A 20,479-nucleotide genomic window follows, 5' to 3' on the forward strand; every position below is an offset into this window, starting at 1 on the left:
ACTCCTAGTAGTTGTTAATGAAAAGACGATTATTTTTAAAACTACTGCCTGGTTCGGCTACTATGGTTAGCATTATATTTGGGATGAAGAGGTGCAGTATGAATCAGACCGTTTCCCATCTGGTTGTTGATCATTTGCCTCCTGCGCTTAAGATAGATGAAATAGGCTGGCAAGCTTTTTTGCAAAAATGGAACGATCAAATACTAAGTCTAGTAAAGAAACAAGTTTTGACTTATGAACAAGATTTTGATTGGGTTAAACGGTTTTTGCAACAAAACAACGTTGAATATCAAGAAGATCTGCTATCAGGAAGAATTAGTTATCCGTCTGAAACAGATTTAGATAAAAAAAATGCAGATCAACTGTTAAATTATATCGTCAAAGCAATCTATTTTAGAAAGAAAAGTCGAACAAAAGAAATACAAATCGTTGGAGGAAATGATTTGATTGACGAAGTATTACTCAACAACGGCTTACTTTTCCCTCCTGCAGATAAATCGGTGATTGATGCTCTAGAGCGACGGTTACAAGTAACTTTGCCTGAATCATACAAAGAATTTTTACAAGTCTCCAATGGCATGTTGAATGTTTACGGACGATTATTACCCGATAATGAAGTTGATTGGTTAAGAATTCGCGACAAGGAAACCATGGAAACGTGGTGGATAGAAGGGGATGAACCTGACGAGGAAGTTCCCGATGTGGGCTATTTCAGTTATGAAGCTAATGACGTGTTCGGTAATGCAGAGGATACCCGGGTTGAATATTTAGAAAAGTGTTTGCAGATTGGCGATACCAATCAAATAATGAACGCTTCACTTTGGCTGTTGAATCCGGTGATCCAAAATGGACCGAACGACTGGGAATGTTGGGTTTGGAATCCGGGTGACCCGAGTGTTCCACGTTATCGTAATTTCAAAGAAATGATGGAAATTCGCTATCGCATCGATGTCGCCAGTTTGAAAATCGATTTACTTTATTTGGAAGAAGAATTTAATCAACGGAGCTCGTAGCGTGCGGTGAGTTACGAACCGCACGATTTACTAAACCGATTATGCCTCCTACTAGGTGCTCGGTACCATCGACATTCCTGCCAAGTCCTTTAAAAACTGGATCAGCGGTTTCGATAGCATGACCGCCGAGCCGTAGGCGGTATTAACTTCTGTTGTACAAGGCGGAGAAGTTAAAACTACGGGAAGTACAAAAATCATTCCCGGACCACAAGCAATAGGATATTTTTTAGGTGATTAGGCAAATCAAATTGCATAGCAGAGACAGCTAATTGTAATTTCGGCTATCAATTGTTAGTACAAGAACCTTGGCAACAGTTACTTGCACAGAAGATTGCATCGGTTTCTGTTTTTCAAGTCTGTCCTTCTAAATGGGTGGAGCCACCAGATCTGACCGGCGCAAAACCTATTAACCACCTATAAACAGGTTCGCTGATCTGTATTTGGATGTAGTGGAATAATTTTCAATTGTAATTCGCTATTGGGGTTTGCAGACAATGCCGGATAATTTTATTGATTATGATGGGAAACTGCCAAATTATAGATTGGACTTTTTTTGCCCTACCCGGGATTTTTCCGCAGAAACTCTAGAGCAATTAATGCAGTGTATTGAAGGTCTTGCTCCTGGTGTTCATATAGGTTGGAAACTCAAATTTACTATTAAAGAACGTTTAATAAATGAAGTGTGGACGGAAGATCTTCAATATAAAAACATTTCTGTTGGAAAAAAGAGGCTTGAATTTTTGATCAAAATATCTGAAAAATATGGGTGTTTTGGAGAGAATTCGTTTTGGAACGGAGATTTGGCAAATCTAGTTAAACTACATTTTATTCCTACGAGGCTTTATCTGCCGGGGATGTCAACACCAACTTCATGGGGCTATCATTTAGAGCTTGATATTGCGCAACATTTAACGGAATTTGATGCTTTATTTGAGGTTGTGGCAGAGGTTTCCAATGCTCAATATTCATCATGGAGCTTTGTCGATACGAATGATAATTTATTTTTAGTCAATAAGGCTTTAGAACGGAATCTGTCTTTTGACGCGCGCTTTCCTGATCAGCATCAATTCGTTCAAGAGTTGGCTTTGCATTTGCCGCATTTAAAAAATTCCAATTACGTGGCCTATAAGCGAGCGGTTCCGCGTATTCTTTGGCAAAATTATTGGAATGCTGAAACGGCTAAGTTTTATAACTTTCCCGATCCTCAACAAGACGAGAGAATAATGCCGTTGGCAAAGCAATTGTCGAATGGAGGATGGCGTTTTAAGCTAACCAAAGAACCTCTTGATATTTTGCGGGCTGATCATCGTGAAGCCATTATCTGGGCTTATCGGCGATTTCAGCCAGTGGGTATGACTGTCGAAGAGTTCGAACGATCGACTCCTTCTCAATCACCAAACTGCAGTATGGAGGATTTACAGCGAATATTGGAACAGCCTCGGAAAACAATATCGCAGGAAGAGCAGGAAAAGGCAATCAAGAAATTACGGCAAGGCATAAAGCAAGCAGCTAAAAAAATATCGTCAAAACACAATGAAAAAATCGAGGCCAATACTTTGACATTTCTTTCCAAGCTGAAAAAGAAATGAACTCGAAGCTAAATCCATAAAAATTGTTTTTCACGACAAAACAAAATCACATGTTGCTATTTTACAATGACTTTTTGTTGCTCGCTTGTATTCAACAGAACTTGAAAGCTTCTTTTTTGCTTAAAGGGATACGCCGATTGACTTGAGCAATAAGGTTAGTTTAATTGGGGCTCATTCTGTCGGCTGTATTTCTTGGTAACCGGCATAGCTGTTAAAATAATCGTTTAATCGCTTCTATGGCCTTTTTTGATTCTCCTTCTCAATTTTCCATTCATACGGACACACTATGAAATTAGAAAAGTCTTCTCGTTTTTCCCCATCTCCGGGGCCGGTTGTTACTATTGTGCTTGATGGCGTGGGTATTTCTCCGCGCGAGGAAGGCGATGCGGTTAAAACCGCTCGAACGCCCATGTTAGACAAGCTGATGGCGAATTTCCCTATGACCGCCTTGCGCGCGCATGGCACGGCGGTCGGCATGCCTAGCGACGGCGACATGGGCAACAGCGAGGTCGGCCACAATGCCATCGGTGCCGGTCGCGTATTCGCTCAAGGCGCCAAGCTGGTCGCCGAGTCCATTGCTAGCGGCAATTTATGGCAAGGCCAAGCCTGGCATGAAGTCGTCGATACCGCTAAGCAAGGCGGCACCCTGCATTTCATGGGGTTGTTCTCGGACGGCAACGTGCATTCCCACATAGACCACCTAAAAGCGATGCTGGAGCAAGCCAAGCAAGAAGGCGTTGCTAAGGTGCGGATTCATATCTTGCTGGACGGACGCGACGTGGGCGAGACCTCGGCATTGGATTACGTTGATCCGTTCGAAACCTATCTGGATGAATTGCGCAATGCCGAATTCGACGTGGCGATTGCGTCCGGTGGCGGCCGTATGACCATCACGATGGACCGTTACGAAGCGCATTGGGCCATGGTGCAGCGCGGCTGGGACATCCACGTGCGCGGCGAGGGTCGGCAATTCGCCAGCGCCCATGAAGCCATCGAGACTTATCGTGAAGAACTGAAGGTGATCGACCAGGATCTGCCGGGTTTCGTGATCGCCAAAGACGGCCAACCATTGGGCCCGATTGTCGACGGCGACGCGGTGGTGTTCTTTAATTTCCGTGGCGACCGTGCCATCGAAATTTCTCGCGCTTTTACCGAGGAGGATTTCACGGCCTTCAATCGCGGCCCGCTGCCTAAGGTTACTTATGCCGGTATGATGCAATATGACGGCGATACCAAAATGCCGGCGCGCTTTCTGGTCGAACCCCCGGCGATCGAAAGAACGATGGGGGAATATCTGGCCAAAAACAGCATTCCGCAATACGCGATCAGCGAGACGCAGAAATACGGCCACGTCACGTATTTCTGGAACGGCAACCGCTCCGGAAAATTCGATGAAGCGCAGGAAACCTATGTCGAAATCCCCAGCGACGTCGTACCTTTCGAACAACGTCCGTGGATGAAATGCGCCGAGATCACCGACGCGTTGATCGACGCGATTCGCAGCGGCAAATACCGCTATTTGCGGGTCAATTACGCCAACGGCGACATGGTCGGCCATACCGGCAATTTCGAAGCTGCCGTCACCTCGATGCAGGGGTTGGACCTGCAATTGGCGCGCTTGATTCCGGTCATTTTGGAAGTGGGCGGCACGGCGATCATTACCGCCGACCATGGCAACGCCGATGAAATGTACGAGCTGGATAAAAAAGGTTTCGTGAAAAGGGATGCGGAGGGCCGGACCAAAGCCAAAACGTCGCACACCCTGAATCCTGTGCCTTTCGTGCTGATTTCCGGGGAAATGGCTCCGGCTTACCAATTGCGCCAGGATCTGGAAGCGCCAGGTCTGTCGAACATAGCGGCCACTGTGTTGAATCTGCTGGGCTTTGAAGCGCCGGAAGATTACGATCCGAGCCTGATCGAACCGGCCCAATAAAACCTCTGTTCGCTGCGGGATGTTGCTAGCACCTGCAGCGATCTTCAAATTAACCCGCATAGTTGGCAATTGTTTAGCGGGCTGCGCTAAGCCCCTGTCGCGCTAGCGGAAATTGACTGTAAAAATTCCCGGGCTCGGCGCAAAATGTTAAGATTTAACTTGGCGCCTGAATGTAAAACAAGCAGAAAAAGCACATTCCAATCAACTGATTTAAGGCGTTAATCCAGTGTTTCTAGTCCCGGAGTAGTTATGAAAAGATTAGACCGACCGTTTAAGAAGCTATTCCGTTACCACAATTACGATTTCCTGGAGAAGCATAGTGGAGCCATTTATGGCGTTTGGAAAGATTTTCGCCTCGCTTATTTGAATCCGGGATGGTTTCAATTTGCCAAGGAAAATGAGGGTGAACCGCAAATTTCCGAGCAATGGGGACTGGGACGGTCGATTATGGATTGCGTCGCCGGAGAGGTTAAAGCCTTGTACCTCGAAAAATTGAATGTCTGCCTCAAGTCCAATACTGTCTGGGGTCATAAATATGAATGTTCGAGCGCTAACGTCTTCCGGCTTTACCATCAGATTGTTTATCCGTTGCCAAAACATGAGGGATTGCTCTTCGTTAACTCGCTAGTCGTCGAAAGGCCGCATGATCCCGGACGAAGGCGAGAGAGGGACGCGGACGAATCCGCCTATTTGGATCAGAACGGATTTATTTGTCAGTGCGCTTATTGTCGAAGGGTGAAAAACTTTCGCTATGCTGAACGTTGGGACTGGGTGGGCGAATGGGTTACACGTTGTCCCGGCAATACCAGCCATACCTTCTGTCCGTCCTGCTTCGGCCATTATTTTCCGATTGAGACGTCCGATTGACCGGCAGCAATATAGCGACGAACGAATCATCAGGTACTGGTGGCTTCCTAAAAGGATGACAAAAATCTGGTAAAAAACCGACTCGACTATATGATGAGGGGATTGCTATTGGTCAATGTCGCATCGATGATTACTAACGCGGTTTTTTTCGGTACCAAAGAAATACACCCGCGCCGATTGCTCCTATCATTAACAACACCATTAAAACCGGGTGTTGATAAAACGAATCGAAAAAAGCCCCCATGCCTTGCGATGTACCACGATAATAAGGTCCCATAGCTTTCCCTCATTTTGTTTGAATTAGAATAACAGCCTGTTTTGGCCGGTTAGGTGGGATTGCCAAAAACATAATCGGATAAAATCAGCATCTTGTCTTGTCAATCATTGAGAAGTCTACCTTGCAAAAGCGCGTTGTCTAGTTAACTTACCAATGTATATGATGGCGCCATAACGGAATTGATTATGAAACGATTTTTGCTACTGATTATTTCTATCTGGAAGCAGCAGATTAAATTGTATTTTTATGCGGCATTGATTGGCGCTGTATTGGGTGTACTGGTACTGGCGCCGAGTTATGAATTCATTACGTTGCAAATCCTCAGTGAAGAAAATCTTTCTTCATTCGATTATATTCTCAGCCATGCTCAGGCCTTGTTGAAGGGCAATCTCAGCTTTAAGCTGGAATTTTTGCTGTTTTATGCCGAAATCGGCGCCTTGTTGGGGTTGCTGTCGTTCGCGATCTATGGCTACGTGCATCGCAACCTGCATAGCATAGAGCTGTTAAAACACGAACTGGACAAGGACCTGATATCGATCATTGAACAAGGGGAAGGGCCGTGGTTGGAATTCAAATCTTCATTTCGCTGGGATATCGAACAATCGCGGGTCAATCGTTCACTGGAAACCGTGATTATGAAAACCCTGGCCGGTTTCTTAAACAGTGCTCACGGTGGAACCTTGTTGATCGGGGTGGCCGACGACGGGACGATTCTGGGGTTGGAACAGGATTTCCAATCGTTGAAAAAACAAAACCAAGACGGTTTCGAACAGGCCATCATGACGGCGGTTTCGAATAATCTCGGCGCTGATTTATGCCACTATCTGCATATATTATTTCATGTCCGGGATGGCAAGAACGTGTGCCGTGTCATCGTCTCACCCGCTCCCCGTCCCGTGTTTTTAAACCAGGGCAACACGCCGAAATTTTTCCTCCGCACCGGCGGTGCGACCAGGGATCTCAATATTCGGGAAGCGCTGGAGTTCGTCCAAGGCCGCTGGAAACAAAAAGCCATTGCGCTCGATTCGTAGGGATGTTGAAGAGTGTCTGATTTTGCTGTGATCGGCGAGAATTGATTGCGGTCATGGATTGCCTCTAATCCGCGCAAGCATGTCTTCCAGACGTTTTGTGGAAACAGGCTTTCTTGCTGTTCCTCGTAGAGTATAGTGAAGCTTATCGGCTTCGAAACCCCGCAAGACGAGGTCCAGGTTTTGTAAAAATTCGAGGATTTTTTCTTCCTCGCCTGGGTGTTCCTTGGCGGTACGGCTCGCCTGGACAGCGCTTAGGTATTCGAGTGCCACGATGATCGCTTGCAAGTCGCTACGTCCTGTCTGCTCGGAAATGAATGCCAAGGACCTGAACAAAGCATCGTGGTGCTCATGCTTGTGCCATTTTGCTCGATTTGGCCTGACGCCGCGCAATCGGGTGCGTACCGAGTCGATATAGATTTCACTCGCCTCCTCGGTTTCGAATAGCATCATGGCTTCATAGGCGAGGCGTGCACCTTCGGCGTTGCCGTGTTCGATCTCGGCGAGCACTAGTGCGGCTAACACCTTAATCGGAGGAAGGTTGCTAAAAGTCACTGATAATTTAGCGTCGTAGCTTCCGTACAGATCCACGAACAAGTCGACCAAATGGGGCCTTACTGTCCACAAAGCGCGGGTCAAACCGGAGAAGGGTTCGGGACCGCGGATAAGCGACCAATGCTCCTCGCACAGCTCGATGACTTCCCGTTGCAGGGCTTCGAGTTTCTGTTCCGGAAACCTGCCTAAGCGTCTTCGCGCTTCGGTTTCGATTAAGGAAAGTTTCGTCATATTGCCTATCTTGTTCGGTTTCTGTGGGTGTTGTGTCAGGTCGCGCGCAGCAATTGTGTTAGCTTGAATCAGTCAGACTCTCGTCTCAGGCAGCTGATAAAATTGCGAAAGAATTTATGAATAGTCCGGTAGTAAGCTTTAGGGCATAGCGGACAACGCGATGCGCTTGTTTTCCGCACGGCAGATCCGATGAACGTTGGTGGCGCGGATTGAATCAATTGTCGTTAAAATGGCGGTCGTAATATTTTTTTAACGCATCGCGTACATCGTCGCTGCTTCCCAGCACGACTCCGGCCAGCAATGTCAGCGTTACACTGCGTCCCGGATGCTGTTTAACCCAATCGCGGATGGCCGGGTCGAACGGCTTTTGCAACGTTTCTTCAAGCGGGTTTATCGTCTCATCGTTGCGTGATGGATGGCTCCGTCGTCTATCGTAAATGCTGAACAGTTGGGCGAATATCAGAACGATGAGCGCCAACAGTAAATAAATCGCCGCTGTCAACAAGGCGGCCAGATCCAGCGAAAAATAGGAAGAGAAAAAATAAAACATTGCCAGGCCGCCAAAAACCAGGGCCAGCAAGAAAAACACGGCCGCGATGCCGATAGCGACCGTGTAGACCTTGAATCTAGCGCGAAGGCCCATTAAAGCCGTGCTGTTTCAAGACAATGGGAGTGCTTCATTCAACGATCCAACAACTTGCCGATCAATAGCCCCAAACCGAACGAGATTGCCATACTAGTAAAAGGGTTTGCCTTGATCTCGGCTTCCGCTTTACCAAGCGATTCTTTGACCTGTTGTTGCGCTTGCTCGGCCGCGTGTTGAACCCCAGCCTGCTTCTCTCCGACATAAGCGGACGACATTCCCTTGATCGTCTTTGCCAATTCAGCGAAGTCTTGCCGCAGCGCTTCGAGTTGCTTTTGCAATTCCTCATTGCTTGCTTGTTGTGTCGCCATAGTGCCTACCTCCAGAGAGTGATCAAATCGTCGTCTAAGCCCGTCCTCAACATAGCGGCCTTTATCAAAATATGCAAGGGAATTTATCGGCCCGGTTGAGCGTTGCTGATTATTAAATCAGTGTTCTATTGATCCGGCTTTGGAAAGGGCTTCAGAACAAATCCAGCTGTTGCGGTTGCCCTCTAAATTGAGAACAATCAAGACGTTCGGTTGGCCGGTCCAATCCCAGACGACGGCTTGCAATCTTGAAGCGTTGGGCAATCATATCGGCATAAACGCCTTGCCCGCGCAGCCGGTGACCGAAACGCGGGTCGTTGGCGCGGCCGCCGCGGCAGTCGCGTATCTGATTCAGCACATGCTTGGTTTGGCCGGGGCTATGAGCTTGCAGCCATTCTTCAAACATTTCCGCCACCTCCAGCGGTAATCTAATCAGGATATAACCCGCCGATTCGGCGCCTGCCGTGGCCGCTTCTTCGAGAATGGACTCCAGTTCCGGGTCGGTCAAAACGGGGATCACCGGCGCGACCATGACATTGACCGGAATGGCCGATTCGCGGAGTCTTTCAATGGCGCGTAGTCTTCTTAGCGGCGTGCTGGCGCGGGGCTCCAGGCTGCGAGCAAGCTCCGGGTCCAGCGTTGTGATAGATAGATTAACCTGCACCAGGTGCTTTTTCGCCATTTCCTGCAGAATATCGGTGTCCCGCTCGACCAGTGCCGATTTTGTCGTGATGGTGCAGGGATGGTTGAATTCGCTCAGAACCTGAAGAATCTGACGGGTAATGAGGCTATGGCGCTCGATCGGTTGATAAGGATCGGTATTGGCGCCCAATGCAATGGGCGAACAGCGGTAGCGGGGTTTCTGAAGCTCCTTGCGCAATAATGCGGCCGCATTGGTTTTTTTGCTCAGTTTGGTTTCAAAATCCAGGCCGGGAGACAGCCCGAGATAGGCATGGGTGGGACGGGCGAAACAATAAATGCAACCATGCTCGCAACCCCGGTAAGGATTGATCGATTGTTCGAAAGGAACATCGGGTGATTGGTTATGCGCAATGATCGTTCGCGCAATCTCGCTAGCGATTTCGGTGCGAGTCGTTGAATCGTTATCAAAGTATTCCCAGTCATCATGTTCCGTTTCATGCGTGGTGGCGTTGTAGCGGCCATCCCGGTTGCTTTGTGCGCCTCGGCCTTTCACGAGTGATATTGGCTTCATACTCGGTTTTGTCTAGTGAGTTGGGTGTCCCGGACAACAGAGGCGCATCGATCACGCCTATTGAGAAGGAGCAAGTTCAAAAATAATCAATTCCGCTTCGCCTTCGCCGGTGTTTTCGACTCGCATTCTCAATCCCGATTCCCAAAACACGTCGCCCGCGCCATAGGTATTGGTTTTACCGCCTTCGGTGACGGTCAATTGGCCTTTCAAAATATAGCGAGGGCCCGGTCCTTGATGTTCGTGCCAGGGGGTTTTAAATTTCGGCGGAAAAGTCACCCTGACGATTTTCGCATCGATCGCGGGCTTCGGTAGCTCGACCGATTTTTCGAACAGCAACTCCTTGTTCAATTTTGAGTTTTCTTTAGCGGATACAGTCGTATTGGCGAATAGTAAAGCTATCGTGGCCAGCAACAAGAAAACTGGATTTTTGGCTGTAGTTAAATTGATCATGATAGTTTTCCCTCGAATAATTAAAAAGTCGTAGCCTATTCGATAAAAGCCAACAATTAAAGGTTCAATTCTTAAACCGGAGGTATGAGCGATATGGATAACCTGTTATAGGATGTGCCGAACAACGAGAGGCGCATCGATCGATTCTCGGCACATCCAGAAAATCTATAGGAATCGGGAGCGTCAGAGATATATTCGCTTCGGTCAAAGCAATTGACAAAAACCCGAAGCCGGCAATCTGTCACCGAATATGGACAGTACCTTCAGAAAACTCGCCTCCGGTTCCGCGTTCAATTGCAGCCTTTCGCCGGTAACCGGGTGGAGAACAGCCATCCCCGTAGCCGCCAGCATTAACCGACCTTGCCCGAAGCGTTCGGCGAAATAGCGGTTGTGGCGTCCTCGGCCGTGGTTGGCGTCGCCGATGATCGGGTGGCTGATATGCTTCATGTGCCTGCGCAACTGATGTTTACGGCCCGTTTCGGGATATAGAGCCACCAGGCTGTAGCGGCTGGTCGGATAGCCTTCGATTGCCACCGGAATTTCCGTAATCGCCAAGCGGCGGTATCGAGTCACGGCATCGCGCACGGCTTGAGGCTCGCCCTTACGCCGCTTATCCTCAGGCTCGTCCCGTAGCGGATGATCGATAATCCCTTGTTCCGGCAACCATCCTCGCACCATGGCCAGATAGGTTTTTCTCACGGCTCCGGCCATCATCGCCTTACCCAGCGTGCTCGCGGTTTGCGGGTCCCGCGCGAACACCAGCAATCCCGAGGTTGGGCGGTCCAGCCGATGCACAGGGTAAACATACTTGCCGCCATTCATCACTCGCGCGTATTGCAGCGCAAACTCGGTTTCATGCTTGTCGATGGGGCTGCGATGCACCAGCAAGCCCGCCGGCTTGTGGACGACCAGCAACCAGTCGTCGCGATAAATCTCGGTGAGTGGGTTCTTATCTGGTAGGGGCCGGGTATCGGGTTGATCATTGTTTGGCATCAACATTTCGATTTTCCAGCCTGTAACATGACTTCTTTACGCATCTGTTTTCATATATCGATCAAAACGATGCGTTATAACACAATGCTGCAACAGATATTTCCAAATCCGCTTTTTACTTGCACCCGGAAGAAGCGAAATCCTTATTTTATTTCTATATCTCGAATAAATTTCTTGTAGGATGTGCCGAACAACGTGAGGCGCATCGGTCGCGATAGATATGATCTCGATGCGCTTCGCTTGAGCTCAGAACATCCGCTCATTAACGAAATGGTAACGAAGGCAATTTGTTGAGGCGCGTGGTTCGATCACTTACCAAGCTCCTGCTGGACAAACTTTAGCGTCTGTTCATGCCGTAGTTTGCAGACAACATTTTGATTTGCGAACACACCGCTGAATGTTTTCGCCTGTGATTTAGGAACCGCTTTGATCCACTTAACGCCCACAACCCATTCTGATAATTCTTCGTCGTCAGAGTTTTCTCCGGGCCGCTCTGCTTTAAGTCCGGCATCCAATAATGGGATGTTGCTTTCCGACACAACGAAGTCGCGAATCATCACAGCCGGACTTATTACTTCACCAAAGCCGACGTAACCAAGTCCTTTCATGTAGGCATAAATCTTATCCCCGATTGATAGACGATGGAGAGCAGATGAATAGCGCTTTCCTTGACCAGCACCTATGAAGCCGAATTTTATGTTGTCTTCCCAAATGCGATGCGGACCTTCCCCAACGTTCACAAACCAGTATCCAGTCCATTCTCCAGGTATCGAAGCAGCTTTCCGCTGCTTGATCTCTTTTCGCTCAATATAGTCTTTGGCTTCTGGAAGTGGAATTATGGTTTCTGGTTTAATGAACAGTCCTCCATCTGCGTCGAGATAAGGTGCAAGCCTTGTACACTGAATATTAACTCCAAACTCTCGCAGCCATAGCACCGCCGATATTACTTCAGAGTTAAATTCTTTCGATGCGAGGATAATGCGCTGAACGGAATTCAATGACTCAATGTCACCATCAATAAACTCTTCGATTGCCTTAGCAGCATCAGCTTCCGACTTATCCAGATATCCGGCGTATTGTCTGAAAATCTCCTCGGGAAGAAAGTTTGAACAGTAAGACGCATACTTTATAGCCTGCCATTCAACAGATGCTCCAGAATCATCACGTTTAAGTTCTACAATCACTAGAGTAGCTGACTTATCAACACATAGAAGATCTAACCGCTTTCCAGAAGGCAAGATCACCTCTTTACCAATAACTAACAATTCCTCACCTAGAATAGTCGGTGATTTTTCGATCCATTCTTGAATGTCAAAACGTTCCTTCAATCCCAGCTCTGAGAAGCCGGTGGGCTTCAGCTCAATCAAACATTTGTTGTTTATATCCACTCGAAACACGCTTTAAGCTCCCTGTAAAGTCCAACTGATAATTATCAAGTGCAACTAGCACTGAAAGGTAAAGTAAAAAACCGATTATTCATATTGACCAGCATATTATTAATTATCCATCATAAGGTTTAAACCACCGGCTTTAGCCGGTCAGCTTTAGCTGCGATAATTTGCCCAAGGAGGTGGCGATGGACTATAGATACGGCAGCCATACGGTTTACCAAATTGAGTATCATTTTGTTTGGGTTACGAAGTATCGTTATAAAGTGCTGAAGGATGAAATAGCCGAACGAGTGAGAGACTTGGTGCGGCAGACATGCGAAGCCTTTGAGATACGGATTATCAAAGGTGTCGTGAGCAAAGATCATGTGCACATTTTGGTGAGTGCGCCGCCGACTATGGCCCCAAGCGAAATCATGAGGCGAATCAAGGGACGAACTTCGAGCTATCTGTTCGAAGAGTTCCCGCACTTGAAAAAGCGATATTGGGGTCGACATTTTTGAGCCCGCGGTTATTTTTGCGCCACAGTGGGGCAAATGACTGATGAGATGATAAAGCAATATTTGGAGCATCACTTTGAACCTAATCCAAACGATAATTTCAAGATGGAGCCCGACTAAGACGCGTCGTTTAGTCGACGCGTATCCGGACTTTCAGTCCGTTATTGGAACCCACCCGCTTGAGCGGGTGGTTGTTTAGTATCCATCATTATCCATCATAAGGTTTAAACCACCGGCTTTAGCCGGTCAGCTTTAGCTGCGATAATTTGCCCAAGGAGGTGGCGATGGACTATAGATACGGCAGCCATACGGTTTACCAAATTGAGTATCATTTTGTTTGGGTTACGAAGTATCGTTATAAAGTGCTGAAGGATGAAATAGCCGAACGAGTGAGAGACTTGGTGCGGCAGACATGCGAAGCCTTTGAGATACGGATTATCAAAGGTGTCGTGAGCAAAGATCATGTGCACATTTTGGTGAGTGCGCCGCCGACTATGGCCCCAAGCGAAATCATGAGGCGAATCAAGGGACGAACTTCGAGCTATCTGTTCGAAGAGTTCCCGCACTTGAAAAAGCGATATTGGGGTCGACATTTTTGAGCCCGCGGTTATTTTTGCGCCACAGTGGGGCAAATGACTGATGAGATGATAAAGCAATATTTGGAGCATCACTTTGAACCTAATCCAAACGATAATTTCAAGATGGAGCCCGACTAAGACGCGTCGTTTAGTCGACGCGTATCCGGACTTTCAGTCCGTTATTGGAACCCACCCGCTTGAGCGGGTGGTTGTTTAGTATCCATCATAAGGTTTAAACCACCGGCTTTAGCCGGTCAGCTTTAGCTGCGATAATTTGCCCAAGGAGGTGGCGATGGACTATAGATACGGCAGCCATACGGTTTACCAAATTGAGTATCATTTTGTTTGGGTTACGAAGTATCGTTATAAAGTGCTGAAGGATGAAATAGCCGAACGAGTGAGAGACTTGGTGCGGCAGACATGCGAAGCCTTTGAGATACGGATTATCAAAGGTGTCGTGAGCAAAGATCATGTGCACATTTTGGTGAGTGCGCCGCCGACTATGGCCCCAAGCGAAATCATGAGGCGAATCAAGGGACGAACTTCGAGCTATCTGTTCGAAGAGTTCCCGCACTTGAAAAAGCGATATTGGGGTCGACATTTTTGAGCCCGCGGTTATTTTTGCGCCACAGTGGAGCAAATGACTGATGAGATGATAAAGCAATATTTGGAGCATCACTTTGAACCTAATCCAAACGATAATTTCAAGATGGAGCCCGACTAAGACGCGTCGTTTAGTCGACGCGTATCCGGACTTTCAGTCCGTTATTGGAACCCACCCGCTTGAGCGGGTGGTTGTTTAGTTGAGATGAATCTAGGCGCTAACAATTATTATGTCAAGCCATGCCATATGCCTGCTTTACCATGTTAAATTTTATATGAACATGTTTGTAGGATGTGCCGAACAACGTGAGGCGCATCGGTCGGGGTATCGTTACGATGAGACTCGACCGATGCGCTTCGCTTTTGCTCAGCACATCCTACAACTTGTTTTAAACAAGAATACATCCCGAACCCTGTCAGGACTTGCCATCAACCGGAAGCTGAACCAGGTTGTTCATCAAGCCTTTTAGGCCGTCATAAACCGTGATCTTGTCGATGCGGTCGGAGACCCGCTCCAGCACTTCCAGCTCCTTCAGGCGCAGGATGGTCGGATTGCCTTCCATGACCTTCGCTGTGTTATGCAGCGACCGGGTCGCAGCGGTTTCCTCGCGGCGTTTGATCAGGTTGGCTTCGGCCGCTTTTTCCGCCTCGACGACCTGGTTCAGGATCGTCTTCATTTCGCCCGGCAGGATGATGTCCTTGACGCCGACGCCGCTCAGGTGCAAGCCGTAATGGCGGGCCTTGGCCGACACGGTCCGGAAAATATTCTCATTCATCGCATTCTTGTAGGCCAGCAATTCGTCCAAGGTCTTTCCACCGATTGTCTCGCGCAGTGCCAATTGCAATTCGCGGTACAGGAAATCGGCGTAATCGGCCAACTGCATCGCCGCCTTCTCGGCATCTTCAACCTTGTAAGCCGCCGATAGGTTGATCCGCAGGCTGACCCGGTCCTTGGTCAACATTTCCTGGCCGCCGATATCAAGGCTTTGCAGACGCAAATCGACCAGCTTTACGGCGATATTGCGGTTGTAACGCCAGAAACCGTAACTGGCGGGCGGCAGCAATCCTTCCTTATGGCCGTTGACCAACAACAGGCCGACAGCGTAATCGGGCACTTCGGCGTAATAAACCATTGCCGCCGCGGCCTGCGCGCTACGGAAATAATCGCTGTGCACCAGCAGGGACAAAACGTTGTCGGCCACGCGATATTCCCGGCTGATGTCCAGCCGCTCGACCTTAACCTCGGCCGGTTGCCTCCAGAACACATGATAAGTTCCCGGCGGCAGTACGTCGGCCAGTTTGCCGTCGACATAGCACAGGCCCAGCTCGGAATCGTTCAATTCATAATCGTCGAAATGATCGCTTTTCAACTGCGGATAGGTGCGCAGCAGAAACTTCGCCAACTTATGCTGGAATTTAGGCTGGGCGCAATCGTGAACTTCGGCGCGTAACTCGTTCAACGGGTCGATGAACCAATAGCGTCCCGGCTCCAGCATTTTCTTGAAACTGTTCTTGCGGAACAACATGGCTTTTTCGTGATCCGCGATTTCGTATGTTTTGATTCCTAACATGGTGTTCTCCTTAAATAATGTGAAAATGCCGTGTTGATCGGCATTTTCCCGTGTGCTTGGATGCACGATCACAATCTATCGCCAAGCGATTGATTTTGTGAGGCCAAGGGCAATCGTATTTTCCTTGGCCGGACGATGAAAAATCCCGGATGGATTTATTCAGCGCTTTGATGAGAACTCCCTGACGGCGCAGGCGGAACCTTGTTTACGCAAGGCAGGAGTCATTGTTCCGAAAGGCGGCGGAAAAACGCTCGCCATGCAACCTCCTGTCGCGCTGCCGGCATCTTTCGGCCGCCTCCGTCGCGACGCTCGTGTCCTGCGGATCCGCAAGGTTCGGCGCTGTCGCCGTCATCGCCCCGGCAGTCGCCTGCCGGGGCCGGGATTTCCGTGGTGACGCCGAAGCGTCGAAAAGGGGAGTCGAACCCCAGGCCGAGGCCTTTACCAAGAGCCTTGTTAAGGCGGTACTTTGGCCGGACTCGAACCGGCACAACTTGATTATCAGTCAAGGGCTCTACCTTTGAGCTACAAAGTGTCGTTCGGATTTTCGCCGGGAAGCGGTACACAGAAAGCCAGCGGCCTCTGCGCCGGGCCGGCATATTGAACCGGCTCCGCTGATTCGCGGCAAACGTCCAAACCCGTTCGGGCGGATGCGATCCGCCTACATTCTTTTTTCTACCGAAATCCGCCATTGCCGTTTCGGCGCGATTTCCTCGCACTGGATGTCGATGTCCAGAAACTGTTTGATGACGACGATATTGGTGCGCACATGTTCGCTGGGCGGACCGGCCACGAAGGAACCGCCTTTGGTCAACGCCAGCGGCAACAACAATTGGTCCGCCAAATGCTCGCCGACCGGGGCTCCGTTGTTTTGGTAGCGACGCAATTGCTCGACGGCATTGCTGGCAACCCGTTCGGCGCTGACGCCGATCACACCGATGCTGTCGATGACTTCCGTCGCATGCCGATAATAACTGCGCAGGGATACCACATTGCCGCCGCCCAACGCCTTGACTTTCAATCTGCCGAAGGCGTCCTCCGGCCAGTTCAGCTTTTTCCGCAGTCTTTTGATCTCCCGCTCGGCGACATGGGCCGGCAAACCGGCCTCGATACAAACCGCTTCCGCTTTCAGTAATGCGCCTCGTTCGGTTAAATCGATACGGCAAAAATCCGATTTCGGTTCTATTGTCACGGACCATTGGCCGCCGCCGACCGGATAAAAACCGTAGCGGTCGATTTGCGCCTGACAGTCGACGCCTATTTGCCGCAGTATCGGCAAAAAGACCTCGTGAATGAAGTCGTAACTCGGCGCTAACGGATTATGGGTGCCGCCTTCAAGCTGCAAAAGCGACGGTTTGCCGGCCAACATCAACAGCGGCAACGCGGTTTGGAATATCAACGTGCTGCTGCCGGCGCTGCCGACCGAAAAGCGGTAGTTTCCGGCCTCGATTTCGTTCGGCACGAACTGGATATTTTTCGAACCCAGCGATGCGCCTTTGACCTCGGCGTTGCAGATCGCCGCGGCGGCCTGCACGCAAGCCAGATGTTGTCTCATCAATCCCGGTTTTCGGCGGCCGTTGCGGATATGGCGGATATGCATCGCCCGGCCGGTGCAAGCCGACAGCGACAACGCCGTCCGCAGCACCTGGCCGCCGCCTTCGCCCTGTGAACCATCTATTTCTATAAATTCCATCGCATTGCCTATGTTGTTTTTCATCCCATTTGGTGCAATACGGCTATCGCCTATTGCACCCTACGAAATTCATCCCTTTACGCAAACCACCTGCTTCAGGGTATGGACGATCTCGACCAGATCCTGCTGAGCGGCCATCACCGCATCGATGTCCTTATAAGCCGCCGGCGTTTCGTCGATCACGCTCTTGTCCTTGCGGCACTCGACTCCGGCGGTGGCGGCTTCGTGTTGTGCCAGCGATACCGACTTTTTCGCCTCGGTCCGAGACATCACCCGGCCAGCGCCATGCGAGCAGCTATGAAAGCTTTCCGAGTTACCCAGCCCCCGGACGATATAGGATTTCGCCCCCATGCTGCCGGGTATGATGCCCATCTCGCCCAAACCGGCTCTCACCGCGCCCTTGCGGGTCACCATTACTTCCTCGCCGTAGTGCAGCTCGCGGCTGATGTAATTATGATGACAATTGACCGCCTCAAGATGAGCCTCGAATTCCAGTTGCAGGCTTTGCCGTATTGCCGACAGCACTCTCGCCATCATCACCTCGCGGTTGATACGGGCGAACTGCTGCGCCCACTCTACCGCCTCGACGTAATCGTCGAAATGCTTGCTGCCTTCCGGCAGATAAGCCAAGTCGCGGTCCGGCAGATGAATATGCCAACGCTCCATTTCCTTCTTCGCCAATTCGATGAAATGGCTGCCGATACGGTTGCCGACACCGCGCGAACCGCTATGCAGCATCACCCAAACGGCCTGATCTTGGTCCAAACAGACTTCGATGAAGTGGTTGCCGGTGCCCAGCGTTCCCAAATGATTAATGTTGTTGGTGTTCTTCAGCACGCCGTGTTTTTCGGTCAACACCGTGAATTGCTCTGACAACGGTTTCCACGCCGCCATCACATCGTCCGGCAAATCGCCCCAGGCACCGATATCGCGTGTGCTTTTCCTAAGACGCTTGGAGCGTCCATGCGGCACAGCCTGTTCGATCGCGCTACGCACGGCGCTCAGATTATCAGGCAACTGCCCGGCGTCCAATGAGGTCTTGACCGCCATCATGCCGCAACCCAAATCGACGCCGACTGCGGCCGGAATAACGGCCTTAGTCGTCGCGACCACACTGCCGATCGTCGCGCCTTTTCCTAAATGCACATCCGGCATCGCCGCGATCCATTTGTAGATAAATGGCAATTGGGCGATATTCAGCAATTGCCGTTTGGCGGCATCCTCGAATGCTACGCCATGCGTCCAAGCTTTAACCGGAACGCCGTCGTCTTCTTTTAGTACCTGATAATTGATCTGTGTCATAGTCTTTTCCTTGCAAATCACACTCGCTATAAAGCAGAAACGATGCCAATTATGGATTAGCTGTATTTTCCTTTTATTTTCATAAAGATATGAATTTTACTGGCGGATGCTTCGGCAAGCTCTATACTTTAGGCTATTTGTATCGATAAGTAGCTATCTAAATAGATAAATGAAAACAGTCGCCATCAGCCTGTTGGGCACAACCCTGGACAACCGAGGCAAAGGCAAGAAACGCTGGGAACGTTGGCGTCCTACCGTGTCGTTGTGCCAGCATGAAGACTTGGTGATAGACCGGCTGGAGTTAGTGTTTCAGGACGACTATCAGGCGCTGGCCGATATCGTTACAGCCGACATACATGCGATTTCGCCGGAAACCGACGTCCGTCACCATCTGATAGAAATCGATGATCCGTGGGATTTCGAGAACATTTACGGCGCATTGCACGATTTCGCCCGCGGCTATCGTTTCGATCTTGAGCGCGAGGACTATCTGCTGCACATCACTACCGGCACCCATGTCGCACAGATTTGCTTGTTTCTTTTGAACGAAGCTCATTACCTCCGGGGACGGCTGATCCAGACCGCGCCGGCCAAACGCGACGAAGCGGCTCCGGCACATTATCAAATTATCGATCTTGACCTGTCGCGCTACGACCGTATCGCCTCGCGCTTTTCCCGGGAACACGATGAAGGAACGGTCTATCTGAAGGGCGGAATTCCCACCCGCAACGCCGGTTTCAACAAGACCATCGCGCAATTGGAACAGGTCTCGCTGCGCTCGAAAGAACCAATTTTGTTGACCGGTCCGACCGGAGCAGGAAAATCGTTGCTGGCGAAGCGCATTTACGAATTGCGCAAGCAACGCGGACTCGTGACCGGCCAATTGGTCGAGGTCAACTGCGCGACGCTACGCGGCGATAATGCGATGTCGGCTCTGTTCGGCCATGTCAAAGGCGCTTTCACCGGCGCGGTCAAGGATCGCAAAGGCCTGTTGCTGGAAGCCGACCGCGGCGTGTTGTTTCTGGACGAGATCGGCGAATTGGGTCTGGACGAACAAGCCATGCTGCTGCGCGCAATCGAGGACAAACGCTTCATGCCGTTCGGTTCGGACCGGGAAAGCGGCAGCGACTTTCAGTTGATCTCGGGTTCGAATCGGAATTTACAAAAGCAAGTCGAAAAAGGGCTTTTCCGAGATGATTTGCTGGCGCGAATCAACTTATGGACCTATGCCTTGCCATCGCTGAAACAGCGCATCGAGGATCTGGAACCAAACATCGATTACGAACTGGAAAAATTCGCTGAAAAAGCTGGCGCCTTGGTCAGCTTCAACAAGGCAGGGCGGTCTCGGTATCTCGCTTTCGCGATATCGCCGGAGGCAGCGTGGAAAGCCAATTTTCGCGATCTAAACGCCAGTATCACCCGCATGGCGACGCTGGCGCCGGGCGGTCGCATCACTGCCGAGGTGGTAGACGACGAGGTGGCTTGTCTGCGGCGGAACTGGCAAGCGACAACTGCCGGAGAAAGGGCTGTAGATGTGGGCGTTTATGTCGACCAGCCGCTGGATCTATTCGAGCAAATTCAATTGGCCGGCGTCATCAAGGTCTGCAAGGAATCGGCTTCGGCCGCCGAAGCAGGTCGACGGCTGTTCGATATCAGCCGGCAACAAAAGACGTCGGTCAACGATAGTCACCGCCTGGTGCAGTTTCTGCGCAAATACGGCTTGAAATTCGAGCAGTTGAAGTTTTAA

Annotated in this window: 16 protein-coding genes, 1 tRNA gene and 3 pseudogenes; 9 read left to right on the plus strand and 11 right to left on the minus strand. The window is 49.9% G+C overall.

Going from position 1 to position 20,479, the window contains the following annotated elements:
- Positions 1–98 precede the first annotated feature (98 nt).
- The 5 genes from EP25_RS22620 (at position 99) to EP25_RS0117915 (ending at position 6,710) form a co-directional block, all read left to right on the plus strand.
- The gene (locus tag EP25_RS22620; protein WP_051906840.1) at positions 99–1,013 is read left to right on the plus strand and encodes an SMI1/KNR4 family protein; all 915 of its coding nucleotides are present in this window, start codon (positions 99–101) and stop codon (positions 1,011–1,013) included.
- Positions 1,014–1,507: 494 nt separating this feature from the next.
- Positions 1,508–2,602, plus strand: a complete 1,095-nt coding sequence (locus EP25_RS22625; RefSeq protein WP_051906842.1) for a DUF5953 family protein — start codon at positions 1,508–1,510, stop codon at positions 2,600–2,602.
- A 286-nt stretch (positions 2,603–2,888) separates the two neighbouring features.
- Positions 2,889–4,535 (plus strand): 2,3-bisphosphoglycerate-independent phosphoglycerate mutase, encoded by a 1,647-nt coding sequence (gene gpmI / locus EP25_RS0117900; protein ID WP_031435148.1) that lies wholly within the window; start codon positions 2,889–2,891, stop codon positions 4,533–4,535.
- Positions 4,536–4,784: 249 nt separating this feature from the next.
- Positions 4,785–5,402, plus strand: coding sequence for a hypothetical protein (locus EP25_RS0117905; RefSeq protein WP_031435149.1), 618 nt, complete (start codon positions 4,785–4,787; stop codon positions 5,400–5,402).
- 462 nt (positions 5,403–5,864) lie between these two features.
- Positions 5,865–6,710, plus strand: a complete 846-nt coding sequence (locus EP25_RS0117915) for an AlbA family DNA-binding domain-containing protein (RefSeq protein ID WP_031435150.1) — start codon at positions 5,865–5,867, stop codon at positions 6,708–6,710.
- Between the two features lie 51 nt (positions 6,711–6,761).
- On the opposite strand, the gene EP25_RS0117920 is transcribed toward EP25_RS0117915, so the two are convergent.
- From EP25_RS0117920 to EP25_RS0117950, 7 genes are all read right to left on the minus strand, one after another.
- Positions 6,762–7,493, minus strand: a complete 732-nt coding sequence (locus EP25_RS0117920) for a hypothetical protein (protein ID WP_031435151.1) — start codon at positions 7,491–7,493, stop codon at positions 6,762–6,764.
- Positions 7,494–7,707: 214 nt separating this feature from the next.
- A complete protein-coding gene (locus EP25_RS0117925; RefSeq protein ID WP_031435152.1) occupies positions 7,708–8,136 on the minus strand; it encodes a hypothetical protein in 429 nt (142 codons plus the stop codon).
- Between the two features lie 38 nt (positions 8,137–8,174).
- Complete coding sequence (locus EP25_RS0117930) at positions 8,175–8,447, minus strand: hypothetical protein (RefSeq protein ID WP_031435153.1); 273 nt, start codon at positions 8,445–8,447, stop codon at positions 8,175–8,177.
- A gap of 151 nt (positions 8,448–8,598) precedes the next feature.
- The gene (locus EP25_RS0117935; protein WP_031435154.1) at positions 8,599–9,657 is read right to left on the minus strand and encodes a PA0069 family radical SAM protein; all 1,059 of its coding nucleotides are present in this window, start codon (positions 9,655–9,657) and stop codon (positions 8,599–8,601) included.
- A gap of 57 nt (positions 9,658–9,714) precedes the next feature.
- Positions 9,715–10,107, minus strand: coding sequence for a cupin domain-containing protein (locus EP25_RS0117940; protein ID WP_031435155.1), 393 nt, complete (start codon positions 10,105–10,107; stop codon positions 9,715–9,717).
- 204 nt (positions 10,108–10,311) lie between these two features.
- Positions 10,312–11,100: a pseudouridine synthase gene (locus EP25_RS0117945; RefSeq protein WP_051907032.1), complete on the minus strand. Its 789-nt coding sequence runs from the start codon at positions 11,098–11,100 to the stop codon at positions 10,312–10,314.
- 308 nt (positions 11,101–11,408) lie between these two features.
- Entirely contained in the window at positions 11,409–12,497 is a 1,089-nt protein-coding gene (locus EP25_RS0117950; protein ID WP_031435157.1) for a PDDEXK family nuclease, read from the minus strand.
- Positions 12,498–12,676: 179 nt separating this feature from the next.
- Between EP25_RS0117950 and tnpA (EP25_RS0117955) the strand changes: the two are divergent.
- The 3 pseudogenes from tnpA (EP25_RS0117955) to tnpA (EP25_RS0117975) all read left to right on the plus strand — a co-directional run bounded on the left by tnpA (EP25_RS0117955) (position 12,677) and on the right by tnpA (EP25_RS0117975) (position 14,290).
- Positions 12,677–13,108: pseudogene (gene tnpA, locus EP25_RS0117955) on the plus strand (IS200/IS605 family transposase).
- Between the two features lie 164 nt (positions 13,109–13,272).
- Positions 13,273–13,704 (plus strand): annotated as a pseudogene (gene tnpA / locus EP25_RS0117965) (IS200/IS605 family transposase).
- A gap of 154 nt (positions 13,705–13,858) precedes the next feature.
- Positions 13,859–14,290: pseudogene (gene tnpA, locus EP25_RS0117975) on the plus strand (IS200/IS605 family transposase).
- A gap of 295 nt (positions 14,291–14,585) precedes the next feature.
- Here tnpA (EP25_RS0117975) and EP25_RS0117985 read toward each other — a convergent pair.
- The 4 genes from EP25_RS0117985 to EP25_RS0118010 form a co-directional block, all read right to left on the minus strand.
- Positions 14,586–15,740: a slipin family protein gene (locus EP25_RS0117985; protein WP_031435158.1), complete on the minus strand. Its 1,155-nt coding sequence runs from the start codon at positions 15,738–15,740 to the stop codon at positions 14,586–14,588.
- Positions 15,741–16,201: 461 nt separating this feature from the next.
- Positions 16,202–16,272, minus strand: a tRNA-Ile gene (locus tag EP25_RS0118000).
- Between the two features lie 126 nt (positions 16,273–16,398).
- Complete coding sequence (gene rtcA / locus EP25_RS0118005) at positions 16,399–17,454, minus strand: RNA 3'-terminal phosphate cyclase (RefSeq protein ID WP_235185945.1); 1,056 nt, start codon at positions 17,452–17,454, stop codon at positions 16,399–16,401.
- Between the two features lie 45 nt (positions 17,455–17,499).
- A complete protein-coding gene (locus EP25_RS0118010) occupies positions 17,500–18,732 on the minus strand; it encodes an RtcB family protein (RefSeq protein WP_031435161.1) in 1,233 nt (410 codons plus the stop codon).
- 169 nt (positions 18,733–18,901) lie between these two features.
- Between EP25_RS0118010 and rtcR the strand changes: the two genes are divergently transcribed.
- Entirely contained in the window at positions 18,902–20,479 is a 1,578-nt protein-coding gene (gene rtcR / locus EP25_RS0118015) for an RNA repair transcriptional activator RtcR (protein ID WP_031435162.1), read from the plus strand.

It is taken from the genome of Methylomarinum vadi, assembly GCF_000733935.1.
Classification (GTDB): domain Bacteria; phylum Pseudomonadota; class Gammaproteobacteria; order Methylococcales; family Methylomonadaceae; genus Methylomarinum; species Methylomarinum vadi.

Excerpts from the sequence above, each read along its gene's own strand:
- EP25_RS0117935 (WP_031435154.1), bottom strand. The coding sequence starts at position 9,657 with ATGAAGCCAATATCACTCGTGAAAGGCCGAGGCGCACAAAGCAACCGG.
- EP25_RS0117985 (WP_031435158.1), bottom strand. The coding sequence starts at position 15,740 with ATGTTAGGAATCAAAACATACGAAATCGCGGATCACGAAAAAGCCATG.
- EP25_RS22625 (WP_051906842.1), top strand. The coding sequence starts at position 1,508 with ATGCCGGATAATTTTATTGATTATGATGGGAAACTGCCAAATTATAGA.
- gpmI (WP_031435148.1), top strand. The coding sequence starts at position 2,889 with ATGAAATTAGAAAAGTCTTCTCGTTTTTCCCCATCTCCGGGGCCGGTT.
- EP25_RS22620 (WP_051906840.1), top strand. The coding sequence starts at position 99 with ATGAATCAGACCGTTTCCCATCTGGTTGTTGATCATTTGCCTCCTGCG.
- EP25_RS0117925 (WP_031435152.1), bottom strand. The coding sequence starts at position 8,136 with ATGGGCCTTCGCGCTAGATTCAAGGTCTACACGGTCGCTATCGGCATC.
- EP25_RS0117945 (WP_051907032.1), bottom strand. The coding sequence starts at position 11,100 with ATGCCAAACAATGATCAACCCGATACCCGGCCCCTACCAGATAAGAAC.
- EP25_RS0118010 (WP_031435161.1), bottom strand. The coding sequence starts at position 18,732 with ATGACACAGATCAATTATCAGGTACTAAAAGAAGACGACGGCGTTCCG.
- EP25_RS0117905 (WP_031435149.1), top strand. The coding sequence starts at position 4,785 with ATGAAAAGATTAGACCGACCGTTTAAGAAGCTATTCCGTTACCACAAT.
- rtcR (WP_031435162.1), top strand. The coding sequence starts at position 18,902 with ATGAAAACAGTCGCCATCAGCCTGTTGGGCACAACCCTGGACAACCGA.
- EP25_RS0117920 (WP_031435151.1), bottom strand. The coding sequence starts at position 7,493 with ATGACGAAACTTTCCTTAATCGAAACCGAAGCGCGAAGACGCTTAGGC.
- EP25_RS0117940 (WP_031435155.1), bottom strand. The coding sequence starts at position 10,107 with ATGATCAATTTAACTACAGCCAAAAATCCAGTTTTCTTGTTGCTGGCC.
- rtcA (WP_235185945.1), bottom strand. The coding sequence starts at position 17,454 with ATGAAAAACAACATAGGCAATGCGATGGAATTTATAGAAATAGATGGT.
- EP25_RS0117930 (WP_031435153.1), bottom strand. The coding sequence starts at position 8,447 with ATGGCGACACAACAAGCAAGCAATGAGGAATTGCAAAAGCAACTCGAA.
- EP25_RS0117915 (WP_031435150.1), top strand. The coding sequence starts at position 5,865 with ATGAAACGATTTTTGCTACTGATTATTTCTATCTGGAAGCAGCAGATT.